General features: G+C 58.2%; 19 protein-coding genes. 12 read left to right on the top strand and 7 right to left on the bottom strand.

The genetic code is table 11. The annotated features are described in order from the left end of the window. Positions 1–75: 75 nt before the first annotated feature. Both FO268_RS07615 and FO268_RS22820 read left to right on the top strand, forming a co-directional pair. Entirely contained in the window at positions 76–330 is a 255-nt protein-coding gene (locus tag FO268_RS07615; protein WP_150991286.1) for a YheV family putative zinc ribbon protein, read from the top strand. 58 nt (positions 331–388) lie between these two features. Next, on the top strand, positions 389–547 hold the full coding sequence (locus FO268_RS22820; protein WP_191966895.1) for a hypothetical protein: 159 nt from the start codon (positions 389–391) through the stop codon (positions 545–547). Between the two features lie 132 nt (positions 548–679). Here the strand turns inward: FO268_RS22820 and FO268_RS07625 are convergent, their stop codons facing one another. Together FO268_RS07625 and FO268_RS07630 are read right to left on the bottom strand one after the other, a co-directional pair. After that, complete coding sequence (locus FO268_RS07625; RefSeq protein ID WP_150991291.1) at positions 680–2,002, bottom strand: Na+/H+ antiporter family protein; 1,323 nt, start codon at positions 2,000–2,002, stop codon at positions 680–682. 111 nt (positions 2,003–2,113) lie between these two features. Next, entirely contained in the window at positions 2,114–2,344 is a 231-nt protein-coding gene (locus FO268_RS07630; RefSeq protein WP_150991295.1) for a DUF1653 domain-containing protein, read from the bottom strand. A 163-nt stretch (positions 2,345–2,507) separates the two neighbouring features. On the opposite strand from FO268_RS07630, the gene FO268_RS07635 reads away from it, so the two are divergent. Continuing rightward, positions 2,508–4,307: a sensor domain-containing diguanylate cyclase gene (locus tag FO268_RS07635; RefSeq protein WP_150991298.1), complete on the top strand. Its 1,800-nt coding sequence runs from the start codon at positions 2,508–2,510 to the stop codon at positions 4,305–4,307. Positions 4,308–4,309: 2 nt separating this feature from the next. Here FO268_RS07635 and FO268_RS07640 read toward each other — a convergent pair whose 3' ends face one another. The 3 genes from FO268_RS07640 to FO268_RS07650 all read right to left on the bottom strand — a co-directional run bounded on the left by FO268_RS07640 (position 4,310) and on the right by FO268_RS07650 (position 6,890). Beyond that, a complete protein-coding gene (locus tag FO268_RS07640; RefSeq protein WP_150991301.1) occupies positions 4,310–4,696 on the bottom strand; it encodes a DoxX family protein in 387 nt (128 codons plus the stop codon). A 71-nt stretch (positions 4,697–4,767) separates the two neighbouring features. Continuing rightward, complete coding sequence (locus FO268_RS07645) at positions 4,768–5,415, bottom strand: hypothetical protein (RefSeq protein ID WP_150991304.1); 648 nt, start codon at positions 5,413–5,415, stop codon at positions 4,768–4,770. A gap of 203 nt (positions 5,416–5,618) precedes the next feature. Continuing rightward, positions 5,619–6,890 carry an MATE family efflux transporter gene (locus FO268_RS07650; RefSeq protein WP_191966922.1) on the bottom strand — a complete coding sequence of 424 codons (1,272 nt, stop codon included), beginning with the start codon at positions 6,888–6,890 and terminating at the stop codon, positions 5,619–5,621. 264 nt (positions 6,891–7,154) lie between these two features. On the opposite strand from FO268_RS07650, the gene coxB reads away from it, so the two are divergent. The 3 genes from coxB (at position 7,155) to FO268_RS07665 (ending at position 10,895) form a co-directional block, all read left to right on the top strand. Continuing rightward, entirely contained in the window at positions 7,155–8,279 is a 1,125-nt protein-coding gene (gene coxB, locus FO268_RS07655; protein WP_150991310.1) for a cytochrome c oxidase subunit II, read from the top strand. 92 nt (positions 8,280–8,371) lie between these two features. Next, positions 8,372–9,958 (top strand): cytochrome c oxidase subunit I, encoded by a 1,587-nt coding sequence (ctaD, locus tag FO268_RS07660; protein ID WP_150991313.1) that lies wholly within the window; start codon positions 8,372–8,374, stop codon positions 9,956–9,958. Between the two features lie 49 nt (positions 9,959–10,007). Next, positions 10,008–10,895 (top strand): cytochrome c oxidase subunit 3, encoded by an 888-nt coding sequence (locus FO268_RS07665; RefSeq protein WP_150991316.1) that lies wholly within the window; start codon positions 10,008–10,010, stop codon positions 10,893–10,895. Between the two features lie 29 nt (positions 10,896–10,924). Here the strand turns inward: FO268_RS07665 and FO268_RS07670 are convergent, their stop codons facing one another. Then, the gene (locus FO268_RS07670; RefSeq protein WP_150991319.1) at positions 10,925–11,128 is read right to left on the bottom strand and encodes a twin transmembrane helix small protein; all 204 of its coding nucleotides are present in this window, start codon (positions 11,126–11,128) and stop codon (positions 10,925–10,927) included. Between the two features lie 50 nt (positions 11,129–11,178). Here FO268_RS07670 and FO268_RS07675 point away from each other — a divergent pair, with 50 nt between their 5' ends. From FO268_RS07675 to hrpB, 6 genes are all read left to right on the top strand, one after another. Further along, entirely contained in the window at positions 11,179–11,922 is a 744-nt protein-coding gene (locus FO268_RS07675; RefSeq protein ID WP_150991323.1) for an SURF1 family protein, read from the top strand. Continuing rightward, complete coding sequence (locus FO268_RS07680) at positions 11,909–12,553, top strand: hypothetical protein (protein ID WP_150991326.1); 645 nt, start codon at positions 11,909–11,911, stop codon at positions 12,551–12,553. The genes FO268_RS07675 and FO268_RS07680 overlap by 14 nt, the downstream gene beginning before the upstream one ends. Before the next feature lie 24 nt (positions 12,554–12,577). Continuing rightward, positions 12,578–13,684 carry a COX15/CtaA family protein gene (locus FO268_RS07685; protein WP_225316526.1) on the top strand — a complete coding sequence of 369 codons (1,107 nt, stop codon included), beginning with the start codon at positions 12,578–12,580 and terminating at the stop codon, positions 13,682–13,684. Then, entirely contained in the window at positions 13,681–14,604 is a 924-nt protein-coding gene (cyoE, locus tag FO268_RS07690) for a heme o synthase (RefSeq protein ID WP_150991329.1), read from the top strand. Before FO268_RS07685 ends, cyoE begins: the two co-directional genes overlap by 4 nt. A 22-nt stretch (positions 14,605–14,626) precedes the next feature. Next, the gene (locus FO268_RS07695; RefSeq protein WP_150991332.1) at positions 14,627–15,295 is read left to right on the top strand and encodes an SCO family protein; all 669 of its coding nucleotides are present in this window, start codon (positions 14,627–14,629) and stop codon (positions 15,293–15,295) included. A 347-nt stretch (positions 15,296–15,642) separates the two neighbouring features. After that, on the top strand, positions 15,643–18,120 hold the full coding sequence (gene hrpB, locus FO268_RS07700) for an ATP-dependent helicase HrpB (protein ID WP_150991335.1): 2,478 nt from the start codon (positions 15,643–15,645) through the stop codon (positions 18,118–18,120). Here the strand turns inward: hrpB and FO268_RS07705 are convergent. Beyond that, positions 18,074–18,925 (bottom strand): translation initiation factor eIF-2B, encoded by an 852-nt coding sequence (locus FO268_RS07705; protein ID WP_150991338.1) that lies wholly within the window; start codon positions 18,923–18,925, stop codon positions 18,074–18,076. The genes hrpB and FO268_RS07705 overlap by 47 nt on opposite strands. Between the last annotated feature and the right edge of the window lie 28 nt (positions 18,926–18,953).

Below are 18,953 nucleotides of genomic sequence, written 5' to 3' on the forward strand. Positions count from 1 at the left end.
TTAACCGGGAACGGGTTTGTCGGATTACGGCCTGCGGCCTGATCCGACAACTGAAAGACATTGCGGAGTATTACCATGCCAACCCCCAAACGCTTCATCGCCGGCGCCGTCTGCCCCCGCTGTGCGGAGATGGACAAAATCATGATGTACACCACCGACGACGAGGACCAGGTTCGCGAGTGCGTGGCCTGCGGCTTCACCGACGCGGTGTCCGACGCCCCACCCGCTCCGACCAACCCGGAACTTGAAACCCGTGTTAACACGCGTAGTAACAAAGACGACCATACGGTTAAACAGGTGGTGTTTTTCAAGTCCGGCGAGGAGGACTGAAACTTCGGAGTTTGGGTTCCTTTTGTAGCCTGCTGGTATTGGGGGCCTGGAGGGCGTCGTGGTGCTTTCTTCTGGGAAAAAGAACTCGCTGCGCTCGGACACCTTTTTCCCGGCAGAAAGCACCCCAACACCCTCCGGTTTGAACCAAAAGGATATCGCTGAAAAAGAAAAGCACGTAATGCGTGTCCTTGGCGATATCCGTGGTGTTCATTCGTGAGGGGGCAGGGGGATTTTTACTCGCCAGAAATGGGTGTCTGAGCGCAGCGAGTTCCATTTCAAGAGAAAAAACTCCCCCTGCCCCCTCGCAGCCCCAATCCAGGCAGGCTACAAGAAGGCCAGCTCCCAAAGCTTAAAGAACCATAGCCGCCAACCACCCAAAGCCCAACAAAGGCAGGTTGTAGTGCAGGAACGTAGGCACCACCGTGTCCCAGATGTGGTTGTGCTGGCCGTCGACGTTGAGGCCGGCAGTGGGGCCGAGGGTGGAATCGGAGGCCGGGGAGCCGGCATCGCCGAGGGCGCCGGCGGTGCCCACCAGGGCCACGATCGCCAGAGGGCTGAAGCCCAGTTCCAGTGCCAGGGGCACGTACAGGGCTGCAATGATGGGGATGGTGGAGAACGAGGAGCCGATACCCATGGTGATCAGCAGGCCCACCACAAGCATCAGTAATGCCGCTAACGCCTTGTTGTCGCCAATGGTTCCGACGGAGCTTTCCACCAGGGTGGCGATTTCGCCGGTTTCACGCATGACTTCCGCAAAGCCAGAGGCGGCGATCATAATGAAGCCAATCATCGCCAGCATCTTCATGCCTTCGGTGAAGAGGTCATCGGCTTCTTTCCACTTCACAACACCGGACAGGTTGAACAACACGAAGCCTGCCAGCGCCCCGAGAATCATTGAGCCCAGCCACAGCTGCACCACGAAGGCTGCCACAATAGCCACCAGAGCCATGAACAGCGTGCCTCTGTTGTACTTCACATCCACCCGTTCGGTGCGGGCGATGGCGTCCAGGTTGTAGTGTCGGCTGCCGCGGTAGCTGAAGAACACAGCCACCAACAGGCCGCAGAGCATGCCCAGGGCTGGCAGGGCCATAGCCGACATGACGTTCAGGCCGGTGGCGTCCACGCCATTTTCGCCCACGTTCGCCAGCAGGATTTCGTTCAGGTAGATGCCACCAAAGCCCACGGGCAGAAACATGTACGGGGTGATCAGGCCGAAGGTCAGAACGCAGGCCACCAGGCGGCGATCCATGTTCAGTTTTGCCATTACGTACAGCAGGGGCGGCACCACCAGTGGGATAAAGGCGATGTGGATCGGCAGGACATTCTGGGAAGACATGGCGATGGCCAGCAGCAGGCCGATAATCAGCAGGCGGATACCGCCGGCGGCCTTGCCGTCGTGCTGCCGGCCTACCAGATTAAGCGCCTTGTCGGCCAGGGCATGGGCGAGGCCGGATTTGCCAATGGCAACGGCAAACGCGCCGAGAGTGGCGTAGGACAATGCGACGGTTGCCCCGCCCCCGAGCCCTTCGTTAAATGCGGCAATGGTGGCGTCCAGGGACAGGCCACTGATCAGGCCGCCGGAAACGGCGCCAATGATAAGGGCAACAACAACGTGAATGCGGCACAAACTCAGGACGAGCATGATGGCTACCGCAGCAACAACGGCATTCATGGCAAACTCCGGGATTTCGGGGTGGCTTTCAGAGCCCTGAAGCAACGGGCGGTTCGGGAAAGCGCGCTAATGTGCCGGAAATGGGTGCTGCAGTCAAAACCGTGATAACCGTTACCGGTCCCCTACGAAGGCAAAACGTGGAACCTGCTCGCCAGCCATCTCCACGGTTTCGCGGAACATGGTCAGCGGCCTTACCCATAGGCTGTAATCGCCGTAAAGGCAACGGTAGACAACCATCTGCTCTTCGGTTTCGCTGTGGCGGGCAACACCGATAACTTCGTAGTCCATTCCCTTGTAGTGGCGGTAGCGGCCAAGGCGGAGTTCCGGTTTCTTGTCAGGCATTGTATCCTTCTCCACGCGTAGCGTATGGCTACGTGTTTTGCGACGCGGACATACTCCCTGTATACGTATAGACTGATAATGATAAGGCGCAGGGAGGCATAGTGACTGATTGTTGGCTTCGTCAGTCTAGTCGAGTTTTCTGGTTCCGGGTAAAACGGTCATTATGGGATTTCCTGTTGCTTGCCAACTCTGGCGGTTAGTGCTTCTGGCGCTATTGCTGGCGCCTGTTCAGGCGCTAGCGCAAAGCGTTGCCGTTGCCTGGGTCGAAGCTCCGGAACCGGACAAGGATATCGAGGATATCCGGGCGTTGCCCGAATCGCAATGGCGGCCAGCGGCGGGGAATGAAACCCTGAGTTTCGGCTTCAGCGACAGCAGTTTCTGGCTCCGGGTGGAAGCGCCTGCGGAACCCTTCAACCGCTTGCTGGAGATTGGTTACCCCCTGCTCGACGACGTCCAGGTGTACTGGTTTGTAGAGGGTAAGCAGGTGGAACGGCATGTTACCGGTGACCACCGAGTGTTCAGTTCCCGCCCTATCTACCACCGTAATTTCGTCTTTCTGGTGCCATCGAACACCGAACCCTCCACGGCGTATGTGCGGGTGCGCAGTGAAGGTTCGGTGCAGATACCGGTGCGGGTTATTTCCTCGGCGGACTTCCTGGCAGTCGAGCAACTGACATACGGTTGGCAGGCGCTGTTTCTCGGCATCATGATCGCCATGGCCCTGTATAATCTGTTCATCTTCGTGATTGTCAGGCATCTGGCGTACTTGTGGTATGTGCTCACGGTTATTGCCTCGGCACTGGTGTTGCTGAACTTCAACGGGCTGGTTTTCCAGTGGTTGTGGCCCGACCTTCCGATTATCAACCGGTATTTTACGGCCCCGGCTATCTCGGCCAACATGTTCTTTGCTGTCATGTTCACACTGAGTTTTCTGGCGGTCAGGCGATACAGCCCTGTCGCTCACCGATTGCTTCAGCTGATTCTGCTCACGAGCATTGGCTGTTTTATCTATAGTCTGTTTGGCAGTTATCAGAGTGCCACCGCCCTTATCAGTGTAGTTGCAGCGGTGGCCACTCCCCTGACCTGGTTAATAGGCCTCGCTGTCTGGTATCGGGGGCAGGTGTTGGCTGGCTTCTACGTAGTCGCCTGGACACCGCTGCTTTTGGGGCATCTGGTAATGGCCATCAGCAAGATCGGCCTGGTTCCGACCACTAACCTGACCGAGATAGCCCCGCAGATTGGTGTAGCCGTGGAGGTAATACTGTTGTCGTTCGCATTGGCCTATCGTATTAACCTGGAGCGACAGCGCCGGATTAGAGCTCAGGAACACACTCTTGACGTCCAGCTTAAGGCCAATCAGACACTGGAGGCCCGGGTTCAGGCCCGGACAGAAGAGCTGGAACAGGCCAATGAACAGCTCAGGGCGGTTTCCATTACCGATGGTCTGACACGGGTGGCGAATCGTCGCCGCTTTGACGAGAAACTGGAAGCCGAGTGGAACCGGGCCCTGAGGCAGGGGCATCCGCTCAGTCTGGTGCTGCTGGATATTGATTATTTCAAGCGCGTGAATGACGACTACGGCCACCTGGCGGGTGACGACTGCCTGGTGAATGTCGCCCGCGTGTGCGCTGAGGAAATCCAGCGCTCAGGGGACCTGCTGGCCCGGTATGGGGGTGAAGAATTCAGTGTATTGCTGCCTGCCACACCGGAAGCAGGGGCCGTCAGTGTGGCAGAGCGGTTGCGAAGGGCAGTCGCAGAGACGCCGGTTCACATAGATGATCAGGCCGACCCTGTGAACATTTCAGTCAGTGCTGGTGTGGCGACGATCATCCCTACCCCGGGAAGCCGTCCTTCGGACCTTATAGCACGGGCCGATGAAGCCCTCTATGCCGCCAAGCATGCCGGCCGTAACCGGGTAATGGTGTTCCGGGACAGCGGCGCCGCGACGGTTCCCGGCTTGTAGCGTCAGTTTTTCAGCTTGTAGCGACCCGGCCCGAGGAATATCACCGCCACGGCGTTAAACAGGAAGAATCCCTGAAGTTCCAGTGCCCAGCCCCCATTGCTGCCCAAAGCCATCAACTCGTGGCTGTGGACCAGGGCGATAGCTACCAGCATATTGAAGACAACGAGCAAGGCGCCGATGCGGGTCTGGTAACCGAGGATAACCATCAATGGTGCCAGTAACTCGCCGATGAAGACGCCCCAGGCGAAAAAGGCCGGAATACCGTGGCTAGCCAGTTGGCCTTCGATAAAACCGACCCCGTGGAACAGTTTGGCGATGCCATGAAACAGCAACAGGCCCCCCAGGGTAAGGCGGATAATCAGTTTTCCGAGGTCTGCATTTTCCAGCAACGTCTGTCTCCCGTCAGCGAAGGATTACGGATAAGCCGGCAAGCTTAAACGGTTTGTGGCCAGGCTCAAAGTTACAGGCCTGTCCCCAGGGAGAGACGAATGTGATTGCGGATCAGCAGGTTTTCCCAGTAGTGCTTCATCCAGTCCCACGCAGCATTTCGTGTCTGCTCTACGAAGGGGTCCAGATTCAGTTCGTAATAGTCCGGTGTACCGGCAATCTGCAGAACGGTTACAGTGATTGACTGGTCCAGCTCATTGGCAAAGGGTTCGCCGATGAGCTGGTGGGCAAGCAGGTTGGCCCGTGTTGCTTCCACGTCGACCAGCTCGCTGGCCCGTGTGGAACGGTTGTTTTCGTACATTTCCTCCATCAGGCGATGGCAGAGATAGGCTCGTATGAGAAGGCCGTCGAGGCCGTCATACCGGACCAGAAGGACCGACGGCTGGGTAAAATAGCCGATCGCTGCATTCACGAAGGGTTCAAACAGCTCTGCCTTGCCGGCTTCCCGGGCGCAGGCTTCCACGCATTCGATCAGTCGTGGCGCCATTTCAATGTATTCGATGGCGAACTGGAACAGGCAGGTGGCTGGCTGATAGCCATCAATAGTGATTGTGGCAGGCAAAGAGGATGCCCTCTCCCGCATCTGCTCGAGGAAGGTGCCGGAGCGGGCTTCCTGCCTGCGTGCCTGATCAATGATGTCGAGAACAGCCTTTGGTGTCATTTCAGGAGATGCCGGTCTCTGAACGGAATGGGGTCGCAAGGCGCCTCCCGTTATACGTCTAGGGTCGTCTGGGGGCACGGGGAAGCGGCTGGCCACCGCAACATGCCTGCCTTTTCTCACAAGTGTAGACGAGTTTTGGCAGGCTGCCGTGGCATCCACATTAAAACCTGAACAGGATGTTCATAATCATTGAAGACACCGGCCTATTGTTGCGAAAACCAGCGATCGTGCCGCGAATGGCTCACAAAAAGCAATCCCATGGTAGCCGCTCGTGCCAGCATCAGGCAGATCAGCGAAAACCAGAGCCCATGGTTTCCCCAACCGGTGGTCAGCCACCACACCGGCAGAAACACCACAAGTGCTGAAAATAGCATGGTGTTCTGCATGTCCCGGGTACGGGTGGCGCCAATGAACACGCCATCCAGCAGAAATCCCCATACCGAAGCCAATGGCAGCATCCACAACCAGGGCAGGTAGAGCCAGGCGGTGGTTTTTACTTCCTCAATACCGGTCAGCAGGCTGATCAGGAAGCGACCGCCCAGGACAAAAGCCACCGTAAACAGAACCGAGCCCCAGAGGGACCATCGGAACGCGACCCGGAACACCTGGCGGAACTGCCGGCGGCTGTTTTTGCCAACGGCCTCTCCAATCAGGGCCTCGGCGGCGTTGGCAAAGCCATCCAGGCCGTTGGAGATCACCAGGAGGAATGTGATCAGTACCGCATTGGCGGCCAGTATGGTGTCGCCCTGTCGTGCTCCCTGGGCGGTAAAAAATGCCAGTACCAGAAGCAGCGCAATGGTTCGCACCATGATGTAACGGTTGACCCGCAGTATTTTCAGATAGTCATTCAGCTGGCCGAACAGGGCACGGCTGAAGCCCTGGCCGGGCGGCATCCGCAACAGCACCATACGAAAACCGATGGCTGCTGCGGAGTACTCGGCCATCACGGTGGCCATGGCGACGCCCCGACTGTTCCAGCCAAAGCCGGTGACGAAGAGTATATCCAGGACGATATTGAGCCCGTTGGCCACGATCAGCATGACCATTGGCCCCTTGGGTAGCTGTGTACCGATCAGCCAGCCCACCAGGGTGTATTGGCACAGCACCGCCGGCGCGCTCCAGATCCGGATGCTGGCGTACTCTGCGGCAAGCGCTGCTACACGTTCACTGGGGTTCATCAACTCAAGACCCAGGCGGATCAGGGGCTGATGGAGCAGAATCAGTACCAGGCCGATGGCTGTGGCCAGCAGCACGGATCGCAGAAGAAGTGCAATCTGGGCGAATTCATCGCGTTTACCCCAGGCCTGGGCCGCAAGCCCGGTGGTGCCCATGCGCATGAAGCCGAAGGTCCAGTAGAGAATGCTGAACAGGTTGGCGCCCACGGCAACGGCACCCAGGTATTCCGGACTCTCGAGATGGCCCAGAACCGCGGTGTCCACCAGCCCCAGAAGCGGCACGGTAAGGTTTGTGAGCATCAGAGGCCAGGCCAGGGCCCAGAGTCGTCTATCGATGGTTGTGAGCAGCGGAGGTGATTTCACGGAATTGGAAAAAGTTCCTTCTTTAAGTTGATTTATGTCGTCCCGGACTTTCGCATTTTTTTGATCTGTGTCTATACTTGTTCGTGAATTATCCATAGCAGACTTCCACTCTGGCTCCAATGGTGTGTGCGAGCACTGTCCGGAACAGAGGGATTGGACGCAAAATCCGACAAGAATAACACTCTGTGGAGACACAGTATTATGCGCGTGCACGCTAAGCGGGCAGGTGTCCTCTTGGGCGGACTTATGGCGCCAGCGTTGTCCATGGCGGACTGGACGCTGAACATGAGTCCCGGGGTCACCGGTACCAGTAATGAAATCTTCAGCCTTCACATGACCATCCTGTGGATCTGCGTCGTCATCGGCGTTGTGGTCTTTGGTGTCATGTTCTGGTCCATATTTGCCCACCGCAAATCTTCGGGGCGTAAACCGGCCAACTTCCACGAGAACACTCTGGTAGAGATTCTGTGGACAATCATCCCCCTCGTCATTCTCGTAGTGATGGCCATTCCCGCCACTGCGACCCTGGTTGATATGTACGACACCAGCGAAGCCGAGGTCGACATCAAGGTCACCGGTTACCAATGGCGCTGGAAGTACGACTACATCGACGAGGAGTTCGGATACTTCTCCACCATGTCCACCAGCCGGGATGAAATCTACAACCGTACGAAAAAGACCGAGAACTACCTGCTGGATGTGGATAACCCCATGGTTGTTCCGGTCGGCGCCAAAGTCCGTTTGTTGCTGACTGCGAACGATGTGATTCACTCGTGGTGGGTGCCGGCGTTCGGCGTCAAGAAAGACGCTATCCCGGGCTTTATTAATGAAACCTGGACCCGTGTGGACGAGCCCGGTATCTACCGTGGCCAGTGCACCGAGCTCTGCGGCAAAGACCACGGCTTCATGCCGGTTGTGGTCAAGGCTGTACCGCAGGAAGAATACGATACCTGGGTGGCTGAACAGAAAGAAGCCGCCCAGCGTGAGCGTGAGCTGACCGAGAAAGACTGGACCATGGACGAGCTGATGGAACGTGGCGAGAAGGCTTACGCCAGTGCCTGCGCCTCCTGTCACCAGGCCGATGGTAGCGGTTCACCGCCAGCCTTCCCGGCACTCAAGGGAAGCCAGATTGCCCTGGAGGATATGGATGCTCACCTGGATGTGGTTGTGAACGGCGTTTCCGGCACCGCAATGCAGGCCTTTGGCGACCAGCTGAATGAGGTCGACCTCGCGGCGGTCATTACCTACGAGCGTAACGCCTGGGGTAATGATACCGGAGAGATGATTACGCCGAAGGAAGTGTTCGAGTACAAGAACCAGGAATGATTAACCGGGCGGCGATGCGTGCCGCCCCGTCCAATTTCGCCAGACTAATGACATCACCAGCCAGAACAACAAGGCGGTAACGGGGGTTTTTCATGAGTGCGGTTGCAGATACCCACGCCCAGGACGATCATCACCACGGCCCTGCCAAGGGCATTACACGGTGGTTGTTGACGACCAATCACAAGGATATCGGGTCAATGTACCTGATATTCAGTTTCACCATGTTTCTGCTCGGCGGGGCCATGGCCATGGTTATCAGGGCCGAGCTGTTCCAGCCAGGCCTGCAGATTGTGGAGCCGGAATTCTTTAACCAGATGACGACCATGCACGGTCTGATTATGGTGTTTGGTGCGGTTATGCCGGCCTTTGTAGGTCTTGCCAACTGGATGATCCCGCTGATGGTGGGTGCGCCGGACATGGCGCTGCCACGGATGAACAACTGGAGCTTCTGGCTGCTGCCCTGCGCCTTCCTGATCCTGGTATCCACCCTGTTCATGCAAGGTGGCGCACCCAACTTCGGCTGGACCTTCTACGCGCCGCTCTCGACGACGTATGGCCCGCCAAGTACGACCTTCTTCATCTTCGCCGTTCACATCATGGGTGTGTCGTCGATTATGGGCGCCATCAACGTTATTGCCACTATCCTGAATATGCGGGCACCGGGCATGACCCTGATGAAAATGCCCCTGTTCGTCTGGACCTGGCTCATCACTGCCTTCCTGTTGATCGCGGTAATGCCGGTTCTGGCTGGCGTGGTCACCATGATGCTGATGGACATCAACTTTGGCACCAGCTTCTTTGATGCCTCCGGCGGCGGCGATCCGGTGCTGTTCCAGCATGTATTCTGGTTCTTCGGTCACCCCGAGGTGTACATCATGATCCTGCCGGCCTTCGGCGCGGTTTCCCACATTATTCCGGCGTTCTCCCGCAAGCCGCTATTCGGCTATGCCTCGATGGTTTACGCAGTGGGTGCCATCGCCCTGCTGTCGTTCGTGGTCTGGGCGCACCACATGTTCACTGTGGGCATTCCCATCGCCGGGCAGCTGTTCTTCATGTATGCAACCATGCTGATTGCCGTGCCCACAGGGGTGAAGGTATTCAACTGGGTGGCCACCATGTTCCGTGGCTCGCTGACGTTCGAGGCGCCGATGCTCTTTGCGGTAGCCTTCGTCATCCTGTTCACCATCGGTGGTTTCTCAGGCCTGATGCTCGCCATTGCACCAGCCGATTTCCAGTACCATGACACCTACTTTGTGGTGGCCCACTTCCACTACGTGCTGGTGCCGGGTGCCATCTTCGGTATCTTTGCCTCGGCCTACTTCTGGCTGCCCAAGTGGACCGGGCACATGTACGACGAAACCCTGGCCAAGACCCATTTCTGGCTGTCTTTTGTCGGCATGAACCTGGCGTTCTTCCCGATGCACTTCCTTGGCCTCGCAGGTATGCCTCGTCGTATCCCGGATTACGCCTTGCAGTTTGCTGACTTCAACATGGTGTCCAGTATCGGTGCCTTCATGTTTGGCGCCACCCAGATTCTGTTCCTGGTGATTGTGGTCAAGTGTGTCAGAGGCGGCGAGAAAGCAGCCGCCAATCCCTGGGACGGAGCGGAAGGCCTGGAGTGGACTGTGCCTTCACCGGCGCCCTACCACACCTTCGCCACCCCGCCAGAAGTAAAATGAGCGGCCGGGAAAATAATAAACGATAACGGATAAGCCATCGGAGATTGTCATGGCGGAAAACCAGACGTATTACGTTCCAGAACAGAGCAAGTGGCCGATTGTGGCCACGGTGGGCCTGGGGGTTACCCTCTACGGTGTTGCCTCTATTATGGTGAACAGCAACCAGGGTGAAAGCACCACCGCTTCCTGGGTGATGTTCGGCGTTGGTGCGATCATCATGACCTACATGCTGTTCGGATGGTTCGGCGCTGTGATCCAGGAGAGCCGGTCGGGTTTGTACAGCCCGCAGATGGATCGCTCTTTCCGCTGGGGGATGAGCTGGTTCATCTTCTCGGAAGTAATGTTTTTCGCCGCTTTTTTCGGCGCTCTGTTCTATACCCGGGTCTTCGCGCTGCCATGGCTCGGTGGTGAGGGCGATCGCGGCAGTTCCAACATGCTTTGGGAAGGCTTTCAGGCAACTTGGCCACTGATCAACACTCCCAATCCCGAGGCCTATCCAGCACCGGAAGGTGTAATCGGACCCTGGGGACTGCCGTTGATCAACACCATTCTGCTGGTTACGTCGTCCTTTACGGTGACGGTTGCCCATCACGCATTGAAGGAAGACAACCGCAAAAAGGTCAAGACCTGGCTTGCCGCCACCATTGCTCTGGCATTGGTTTTCGTATGTGTCCAGGGTTACGAATACGTTCACGCCTATCAGGATCTGGGTCTGACACTTCAGTCAGGCATCTACGGCAGTACTTTCTTCATGCTGACCGGCTTCCACGGCGCCCATGTAATATTGGGTACCCTGATGCTGGTTATCATGCTGGTACGCATAAACAAGGGCCACTTCACGGGTGACAATCACTTCGGGTTTGAAGCCACGTCCTGGTACTGGCACTTTGTGGATGTGGTCTGGCTCGGACTCTTCGTTTTTGTCTACGTGCTCTGAATGTACTGATCAAAGCTGATCAGAGGTGCTCAGGGGGTCGGATTCAGGGTAAGGCCCCCTTGCCATAACGAAATCAGAATGACGGCGAGCAGCAAGACGCTCAGTACGACCCGCAATGCCAGGGAATTCAGGACACGGTTCGTTTTCCCGCCATCCTTGATCAGGAAAAACAGCCCGCTGAACAGGCTCACCAGAACCGCCAACATAAGTACGACAATGAAAAACTTCAGCATGGACAATCCTGTTTACGGGAATATTGGTCAAGAAACCACTATAGCAGAGCATGTCTGATCCGGCTGATCAATCCCGTCGCCGGCAGTGGCATTTTGACTGGCGGCTCTTGCTGTTCTCGGGGCTGTTCCTGCCACTGCTGATCGGCCTGGGTGTCTGGCAGCTCGAGCGGGCTGAAGAGAAGAAGGAGCAGCTGGCGCAATGGGAGCAGGAAGCTGTCAGCCTGAGTTGGACAGATCTGGAGGCTGCAGGCCTGGAGGCCGGTCAACCGGTTAACCTCTCCGGCCATTTCGGGGAGACCTCCTGGCTGCTGGATAACCGCACTCGGGATGGTGCGCCCGGCTACGAGGTGCTGACGTTGTTTTTTCCTGAACAGGGCCGCCCGGTGGTCGTGAACCGGGGTTGGCTCCAGGCTCCCAGGCGGCGCGACGAGCTGCCGGAACTCAGCCGGCCCGAAGGCGAGGTTCGTCTGCAGGGGCGCCTCAGCGAGTTTCCCGAGCCGCCGGTGTTGAAGGACGATACCCGTGAGCAGGATGAGTGGCCGCGGCGAACACAATCGCTGTCTCATCAGCAGGCACAGGCCGTTCAGGCTGACGTGGTCGGGCTTGTATTACGGCTCTCTGGCCCCGGACAGCCCGGAGCCTACCGTGCAGACTGGGCTCCGGACCTGATGGGGCCCCAGACGCATTACGGATACGCATTGCAGTGGTTTTCACTGGCCGCGGCACTGGTTATATTGACGGTGGTAGCGAGTTATCGCAAAACAGGAGCCAACGACGACAATGACAACGGCTGAGAAGATAGACCAGAACGACCAGGAAGAGCCGGTTTCCCCTGAAAAAGTGCGCCGCGGCAGACGCACGGCACTATTGCTCTTTGCCATCGGCTTTGGCCCGATGATTTTTGCAACAATCATGTACTACACGGGCTGGCTGAACCCGACCGGCCACAGCAATAATGGTGAACTGATCCAGCCCCCGGCCCCTCTGGGCCAGATGCAGCTTGAAGGGGCCAATGGCCAGCCTCTCGCTGAGCGTTTCGGTCCTGCGGCTACCGATCCGGAATGGATGATGGTGGTAGTCTCCGGCGATTGTACGGCGGATTGTGAAGAGCTTCTATACCGCGCCCGACAGGTCAATATTGCCCTTGGCAAGAATGCCAACCGTGTCAATCGGTCCGCCTGGCTGGGTACTGTTTCCGAGGACCTGACGTCGCGCTGGTCTGAGGAATACAGCTCAATGGAGCGCCTGAGCCTTTCCAGCGATGGTTCGCCCCAGTGGCCGGCTGGCATCAGCCCGGATCGGGAGCCCCGGATCCTGCTGGTTGACCCGTTTGGTAATGTCATCTTGCATTATGGTACCGAGCATAGCGGCAAGGACATGCTGAAAGACCTAAAGCATCTGCTGAAACTGTCACAGATTGGTTAGCCACGATTGCCGGGAGATCCCGCGTTGAACGAAATACGGAATAGCTTATCCCGCCATGCCCGCATACTGACACGCTGGTCCCTTCTGGCAAGCTTGCTGGCGGTCGTGGTTATCATGTTGGGTGCCTGGACCCGGCTTGTGGACGCCGGCCTTGGTTGCCCTGACTGGCCCGGCTGCTATGGTTTTCTCACCGTGCCCCACGACGAAGCGCGGATGGCCATCGCCAATGCAAGGTTCCCGGAGACGCCGGTTGAGGTGGAGAAGGGCTGGCCGGAGATGATTCACCGTTACGCCGCCGGAGCCCTGGGCCTGGTGGTTTTCGGCCTTGCGGCCTTCGCTTTCCGCCACAGGCGTGAAGGGCTGCCGTTCCGTTTGCCCCTGTTTATTGCCTTCTTCATCGTACTTCAGGGTGCGTTCGGTATGTGGACGGTTACCCTGAAACTCTGGCCCCAGGTGGTTGCTCTGCATCTGCTTGGGGGTTTTACCACGCTGAGCATGCTTGTCCTTCTCACACTGCGCCTGCGCGGAAAACAGCAGCAAGCTGCCGCTGGAGTTGTGCAAACAAGGCCCGCGGAACGAAACCGTTTCCGCCCCTGGCTATATGGCGGCCTTGCTCTGGTTGTCATGCAGATAGCGCTGGGCGCCTGGACAGCAGCCAATTACGCGGCGGTAGCGTGTACGGACCTGCCCACCTGCCAGGGGGAATGGTGGCCGGCCGATATGGACTTCGCTCATGGCTTTGATGTTACCCAGCACGTGGGCCCGAACTATCTGGGAGGGCAATTGACAGCGGACGGGCGAGTGGCCATTCACGTTACCCATCGCTTGGGAGCAATGATATTACTTGCGTACTTCACGGTATTTCTGGCATTACTGTGGCGCAGAGCGAAGCAGACCTCCATGGTACGGCATGTGCAGCTGGTGGCTGTGGTGCTGGCGGCCCAGATAGTGCTGGGTCTGGCGAACATCGTGTTTCATATTCCCCTGGCGGTGGCAGTGGCGCACAATGCCATGGGGGCAGGTTTGCTGCTGGCAGTGATCAACCTGCTCTGGCGTTTTCACCAGCAGGGTCTGCCGCAGCCAGTGGGTGCAACACATACAACAACAATTGAGCGAGAGGTGACGGCATGAGCGAGCGTGTTGAGGCACTGCCGGCGCGGGCTACGGGTAGCAGAGCCGATTCTGCGAGCATTTCCTGGCGTGATTTTCTGGAGCTGACCAAGCCCAGAGTTGTGGCGATGATGATTCTCACCTCGGTCATCGGCATGTTGCTGGCCGTCCCGGGTGTTCCGGGCTGGGAGGTTCTGGTGTATGGCAACCTTGGCATCGCTTTGCTGGCGGGTGCTGCCGCCGTGGTCAATCATGTAGTGGACCAGAAGATTGATACCGTCATGGCCCGCACCCGCAAGCGGCCCGTAGCCACGGGAAAAATTTCTCCCGTCGACGCATTGACGTTTGCGACGGTGCTGGCGGTATCCGGCATGGTCGTTCTGCTGTGGCAGGTGAATGCTCTTACGGCCTGGCTCACGCTGGCTTCACTGGTGGGCTATGCCGGCGTCTACACCCTGTTTCTCAAGCGCATGACGCCGCAGAATATCGTCATCGGCGGACTAGCCGGCGCCATGCCCCCCTTGCTTGGCTGGACGGCGGTAACCGGCCAGGTGGAAGGGCACGGCCTGCTACTCGTGCTCATCATATTCGCGTGGACACCGCCGCATTTCTGGGCCCTGGCCATCCACCGCAAGGAAGAATACGCCAAGGCGGGTATACCGATGCTACCGGTCACCCATGGCAACAAGTACACCGAGCTGCACATTCTGCTGTATACCCTGATGTTGCTGGCTGTCAGCCTGCTGCCATTTGTCACCGGCATGTCCGGGTTGATCTACCTGGTGGGTGCCCTGTTGCTGGGCCTGCGTTTCCTGCAATATGCGGTCCGCCTGCTCAGAGGTGATGATCGCCGGGTGGCTCTGAATACCTTCAAATACTCCATCACCTATTTGATGGCACTTTTTGTCGTGTTGCTTGTCGATCACTTTGTGTTTTTCTGATTATTGAGCTGCCGGAGATTTCATGGACCGTTCGATTCGCCTGACGCTGATCACCCTGCTGTTGGTTATCGTGTTGATCTTCGGTCTGGTGGTTGGACGTCAGGTGCTGCTGGTAGGAAACGATGAACCCGCGCCCGCACCGGAACTGAGTGAGATCAACACTTATGTCTATGACCAGGGCCGTGAGATTGCCGAGTTCGAACTGGTCAACGAACAGGGCGACACCGTTACCCGGGAGAGCCTGAAGGGGAAATGGACCTTCGCTTTTGTGGGCTACACCAACTGTCCGGATATCTGCCCTGCTGCCATGGCGAACCTGCGCCGGACCGACAACCTGCTGCCTGAAGACCTGCCCCAGCCTGAATTCCTGCTGATCACCGCTGACCCCGAACACGACACGCCCGAGCGGCTGCGGGATTATGTGGGCTTCTTTGGTGACAACTTTCATGGCTACACGGGTGATCTGGAAACCCTCAGAAAGGTGGCAAAAAGCCTCAATGCTGCCTTCAGCCACCGGGAGGTGGAGGGTGAGCTGATGGTGGACCACAGTGGCCACTTTGCCCTGATAAACCCGGAAGGCGACATGACCGCTGTGTTTCAACCTCCTCATAACCCGGAAGACCTGGTGGACGCCTATCGCGAGATCTACGAGTGGGCTCGTGCCAACCATCCTCGGGCTTCGCGGTCCTGATCCGGGACTGATGGCTTTGGTGCAGGAGCGGGGTGGTGGAATTATTTTCTTTGGGAATGGAACTCGCTTCGCTCAGACACCCATTCCTGGCGGAAAATAATTCCACCACCCCACTCTTACGTAACTCGCAGTTATCCCTTCCAGTATGAAGACGATTGCTCCATGCAATACAGAGCAAGACCATAGTACGCTTTCGCGAAACCTTCGAGTTGCTTAGGGGTGTGGGGGTGATTATTTTTTCAAACAGAAAATGGTGTCTGAGCGAAGCGAGTTCATTTTCCACTTGAAAAAATAATCACCCCCACGCCCATCCCCCAAACCGACCAGTCTTATACCAAGCCGAACCAATGCTCCCAATCAACCAAATCATCCCGGACCTCCTGCAAACCCTGGAGTCCAAAACAACGGTCCTGCTCCAGGCCCCACCAGGTGCCGGTAAAACCACGCGCGTGCCTTTGGCGCTACTGGAGGCAAAATGGCGGCGAGGCCGCAGGATTCTGATGTTGGAGCCGAGGCGGCTGGCGGCCAGGTCGGCGGCACGGTATATGGCCGGACAGATGGGGGAGAAACCGGGGCAGACGGTGGGTTATCGAACGCGGCTGGATACACGGGTAACCTCCGCTACAGTGATTGAAGTGGTCACAGAGGGCATTCTTACCCGGCTGATCCAGAACGATCCCGCGCTGGAAGAGTACGCAGCCGTTATTTTCGACGAATTTCACGAACGCTCGCTGCAGGCTGACCTGGGCCTGGCGTTGGTGCGAGAGTCGCGGCAGGCATTGCGGGAGGATTTGCGGGTAATCGTGATGTCGGCGACCCTGGATACAGCGCCGATTGCCCGCCTGCTGGGCGACGTACCGGTATTGACCAGCGAAGGCCGGGCGTTTCCTGTGGAAGTGGCCTATCGGCCGATTCCACGCAATGGCCGGATGCTAGAGCAGATAGTGTCGGTGATTCACGAGGCCCTGGCGGCCCAGCCGGGGTCGCTTTTGGTCTTTCTTCCGGGGGCTGGCGAAATCCGACGGGCGGAAAGACAGCTTCAGGGGCAGGTAAGTAGCGACGTTATTGTGGCGCCGCTCTACGGCAATCTGAAGAACGACGAACAGGACCGCGCCATTGCGACAGCGCCCAAGGGTTACCGCAAGGTGGTCCTGGCCACCGCCATTGCAGAATCCAGCCTGACCATTGAAGGCATACGAGTGGTTATCGACAGTGGCCAGCAGCGTCGTGCGGTATTCGATGCCAATAGCGGTATGACACGGTTGGTAACCGGCTGGGTTTCAAAAGCATCGGCGGAGCAACGCAAGGGACGGGCTGGCCGGATAGAGCCGGGGGTCTGCTACCGGCTGTGGAGCGAGTCGGCCCAGTTCGGGCTGGCGGAATTCACGCCGCCGGAAATACAGGAGGCGGATCTCGCACCGCTGGTGCTGGAACTGGCCCAGTGGGGTGCACGGTCTCCCGGACAGCTGGACTGGATTGACCAGCCGCCCACTGCACACTGGCAGCAGGCGGTGGAGTTGCTGCAATGGCTGGATATGCTCGATTCTGAAGGTGCGATAACCGAACATGGCAAGGCCGCCCGGGAGATGGGGGTGCACCCGCGGCTGGCCCATATGATCCTCCGGGGTCGCGATATAGGGCACGGTTATCTCGCCGCAGAGCTGGCGGCTTTGCTGGAGGAGCGGGACCTGGCCGGACGATCATCGGGGGCAGACATGCAGGAGCGGGTGCGGATACTTCGTAACCAGGCGGGCCGTCATGGTGTGGATGCCGCGAGAGTGAAAGCTATTGCCAAATCAGTGTCGCGGCTGGCGGGTCAGCTGGCTCGCCCGAGTGAGGTGCCGGCGGATGACGAGGTAGGCCGTCTGCTCGCTCTGGCCTATCCGGACCGGGTGGCTCGCAAACGGCGGGGAGAAGTTCCCCGTTACCAGCTCAGTAACGGCCGTGGTGCGGTTTTACGGGACGACGACCCTCTTGCCCGACACCAGTGGCTGGCGACAGCCGAGCTTGATGGCATGGCCAGGGAGGCCACCATCTATCTTGCGGCACCGGTTGATCCGGCGCTGCTGGAACAGGATCTGGCCACTCACATTCATGAACAGGACGAGGCGGTCTGGGACGACAGCCGTGGAACGGTGATCGCCCGCCGCGTCAGAAAGCTGGGCCAATTGGTACTGGAAGAAAAAGCCTTGCCGACGCCCTCTGCGGAACTGGTGCAACAGGGACTGCTGGCGGCCGTCAGGAAGAAAGGAGTCAAAAGCCTGCCCTGGATTCCTGCGGCGGAACAATGGCTTGCCCGGGTCGCCCTGCTTGCCCGTTGTTTTCCCGGCGACTGGCCGGATGTCAGCGAGGAGTGGCTGGCGGATAACCTGGATACCTGGCTCGGGCCTTTCCTTACAGGGCTGTCGCGCTGGCGTGACCTGGAAAAACTCAACCTCCACCAGGTCCTTGCCAGTTTGCTGGATTACCAGCAACAAACGACGCTGGAAGACCTGGCGCCCACCCGCCTCACCATACCGACCGGGCAGCAGGTAACGCTGGACTATACAGCGGAGAACGGACCGGTCCTGGCGGCCAAACTGCAGGCTCTGTTCGGCTGGACCGAGACCCCGACCGTGGCCCGCGGCCGGGTGCCGGTAGTTATTCACCTGCTCTCGCCGGCACAACGGCCCCTGGCCGTGACGGCAGACCTGGCCAGCTTCTGGCGCAATGCTTACCCGGAGGTGCGCAAGGACATGCGCGGGCGTTACCCCAAACACCCCTGGCCGGAGGACCCCTTCAGCGCCGAGGCGAGTCAGGGAACGAAAAAACGCCCTGTTCGCTGATTTTGCCGGTAACCAGAGATTCCGGAACGGTTTCGAAATACAGGTTCCGGGGCGTAATCCACTCGCCCGCCGGGGCATGTAATTCACTGGCGGGCATTTCTTCGAGGGAGACTTCGTCGCTGGTCTGATCACTGACCCTGAAACTGTCCCCCAGCACCCAGAAAGGCTTGCGGTGGTCGTGGGCCGCCAGTGCGAGCAGGCGGGTTCCACTTTTATTGATGAAATGCCCATCCGCCAGCCAGGTATCGCAACCGGTAACTACGACATCCGCCCGGGGTACAAACAGGCCCATCTGGGCGTCGGTAATGAGTGTAATTGGTACCCCCAGATCGTTCAGCTCCAGTGCCAACTGGTGTCCCTCCATGCCGGGACTGCTCTGGGTGCATATGACGGAAAACCGGTGCTGCTCCTGGGCAAGCAAACGAAAAAGCCCCAGCACAACCGAACTGGCACTGTGGGTCATGATGACTGCATCGGCGGGGATCTGCTGGCGCGCATACTGCGCTATGGCTGAACTGGCATTATCCAGTTCACTGATAACCTGGTTGACCGCAACTTGTGGCGTACACCCGTCACTTAACAGCGACTCCACCCTGGTCATGGCGTTGCCGATGACAATCATACTGGGTCGGGCTTTGCGGAGTTCATCAAGCAGGGATCTCAGGGAGGCCGGTTCAGGGTCTGTCGCCCCCACATACGAAGCCAGGTTCCTGAGGGTCTTCAGCGCCAGCGCCGTGGCCCCGGACAGATAATCCTTCCGGAGCCCGTTCAGTAATTCCTGTGCTCTGTCATCAAAACCGGCCATCGCTGCTACTCCCTGCCATTCAGAATCA

It is taken from the genome of Marinobacter denitrificans, assembly GCF_008795955.1.
In the GTDB taxonomy this organism is placed as follows: domain Bacteria; phylum Pseudomonadota; class Gammaproteobacteria; order Pseudomonadales; family Oleiphilaceae; genus Marinobacter; species Marinobacter denitrificans.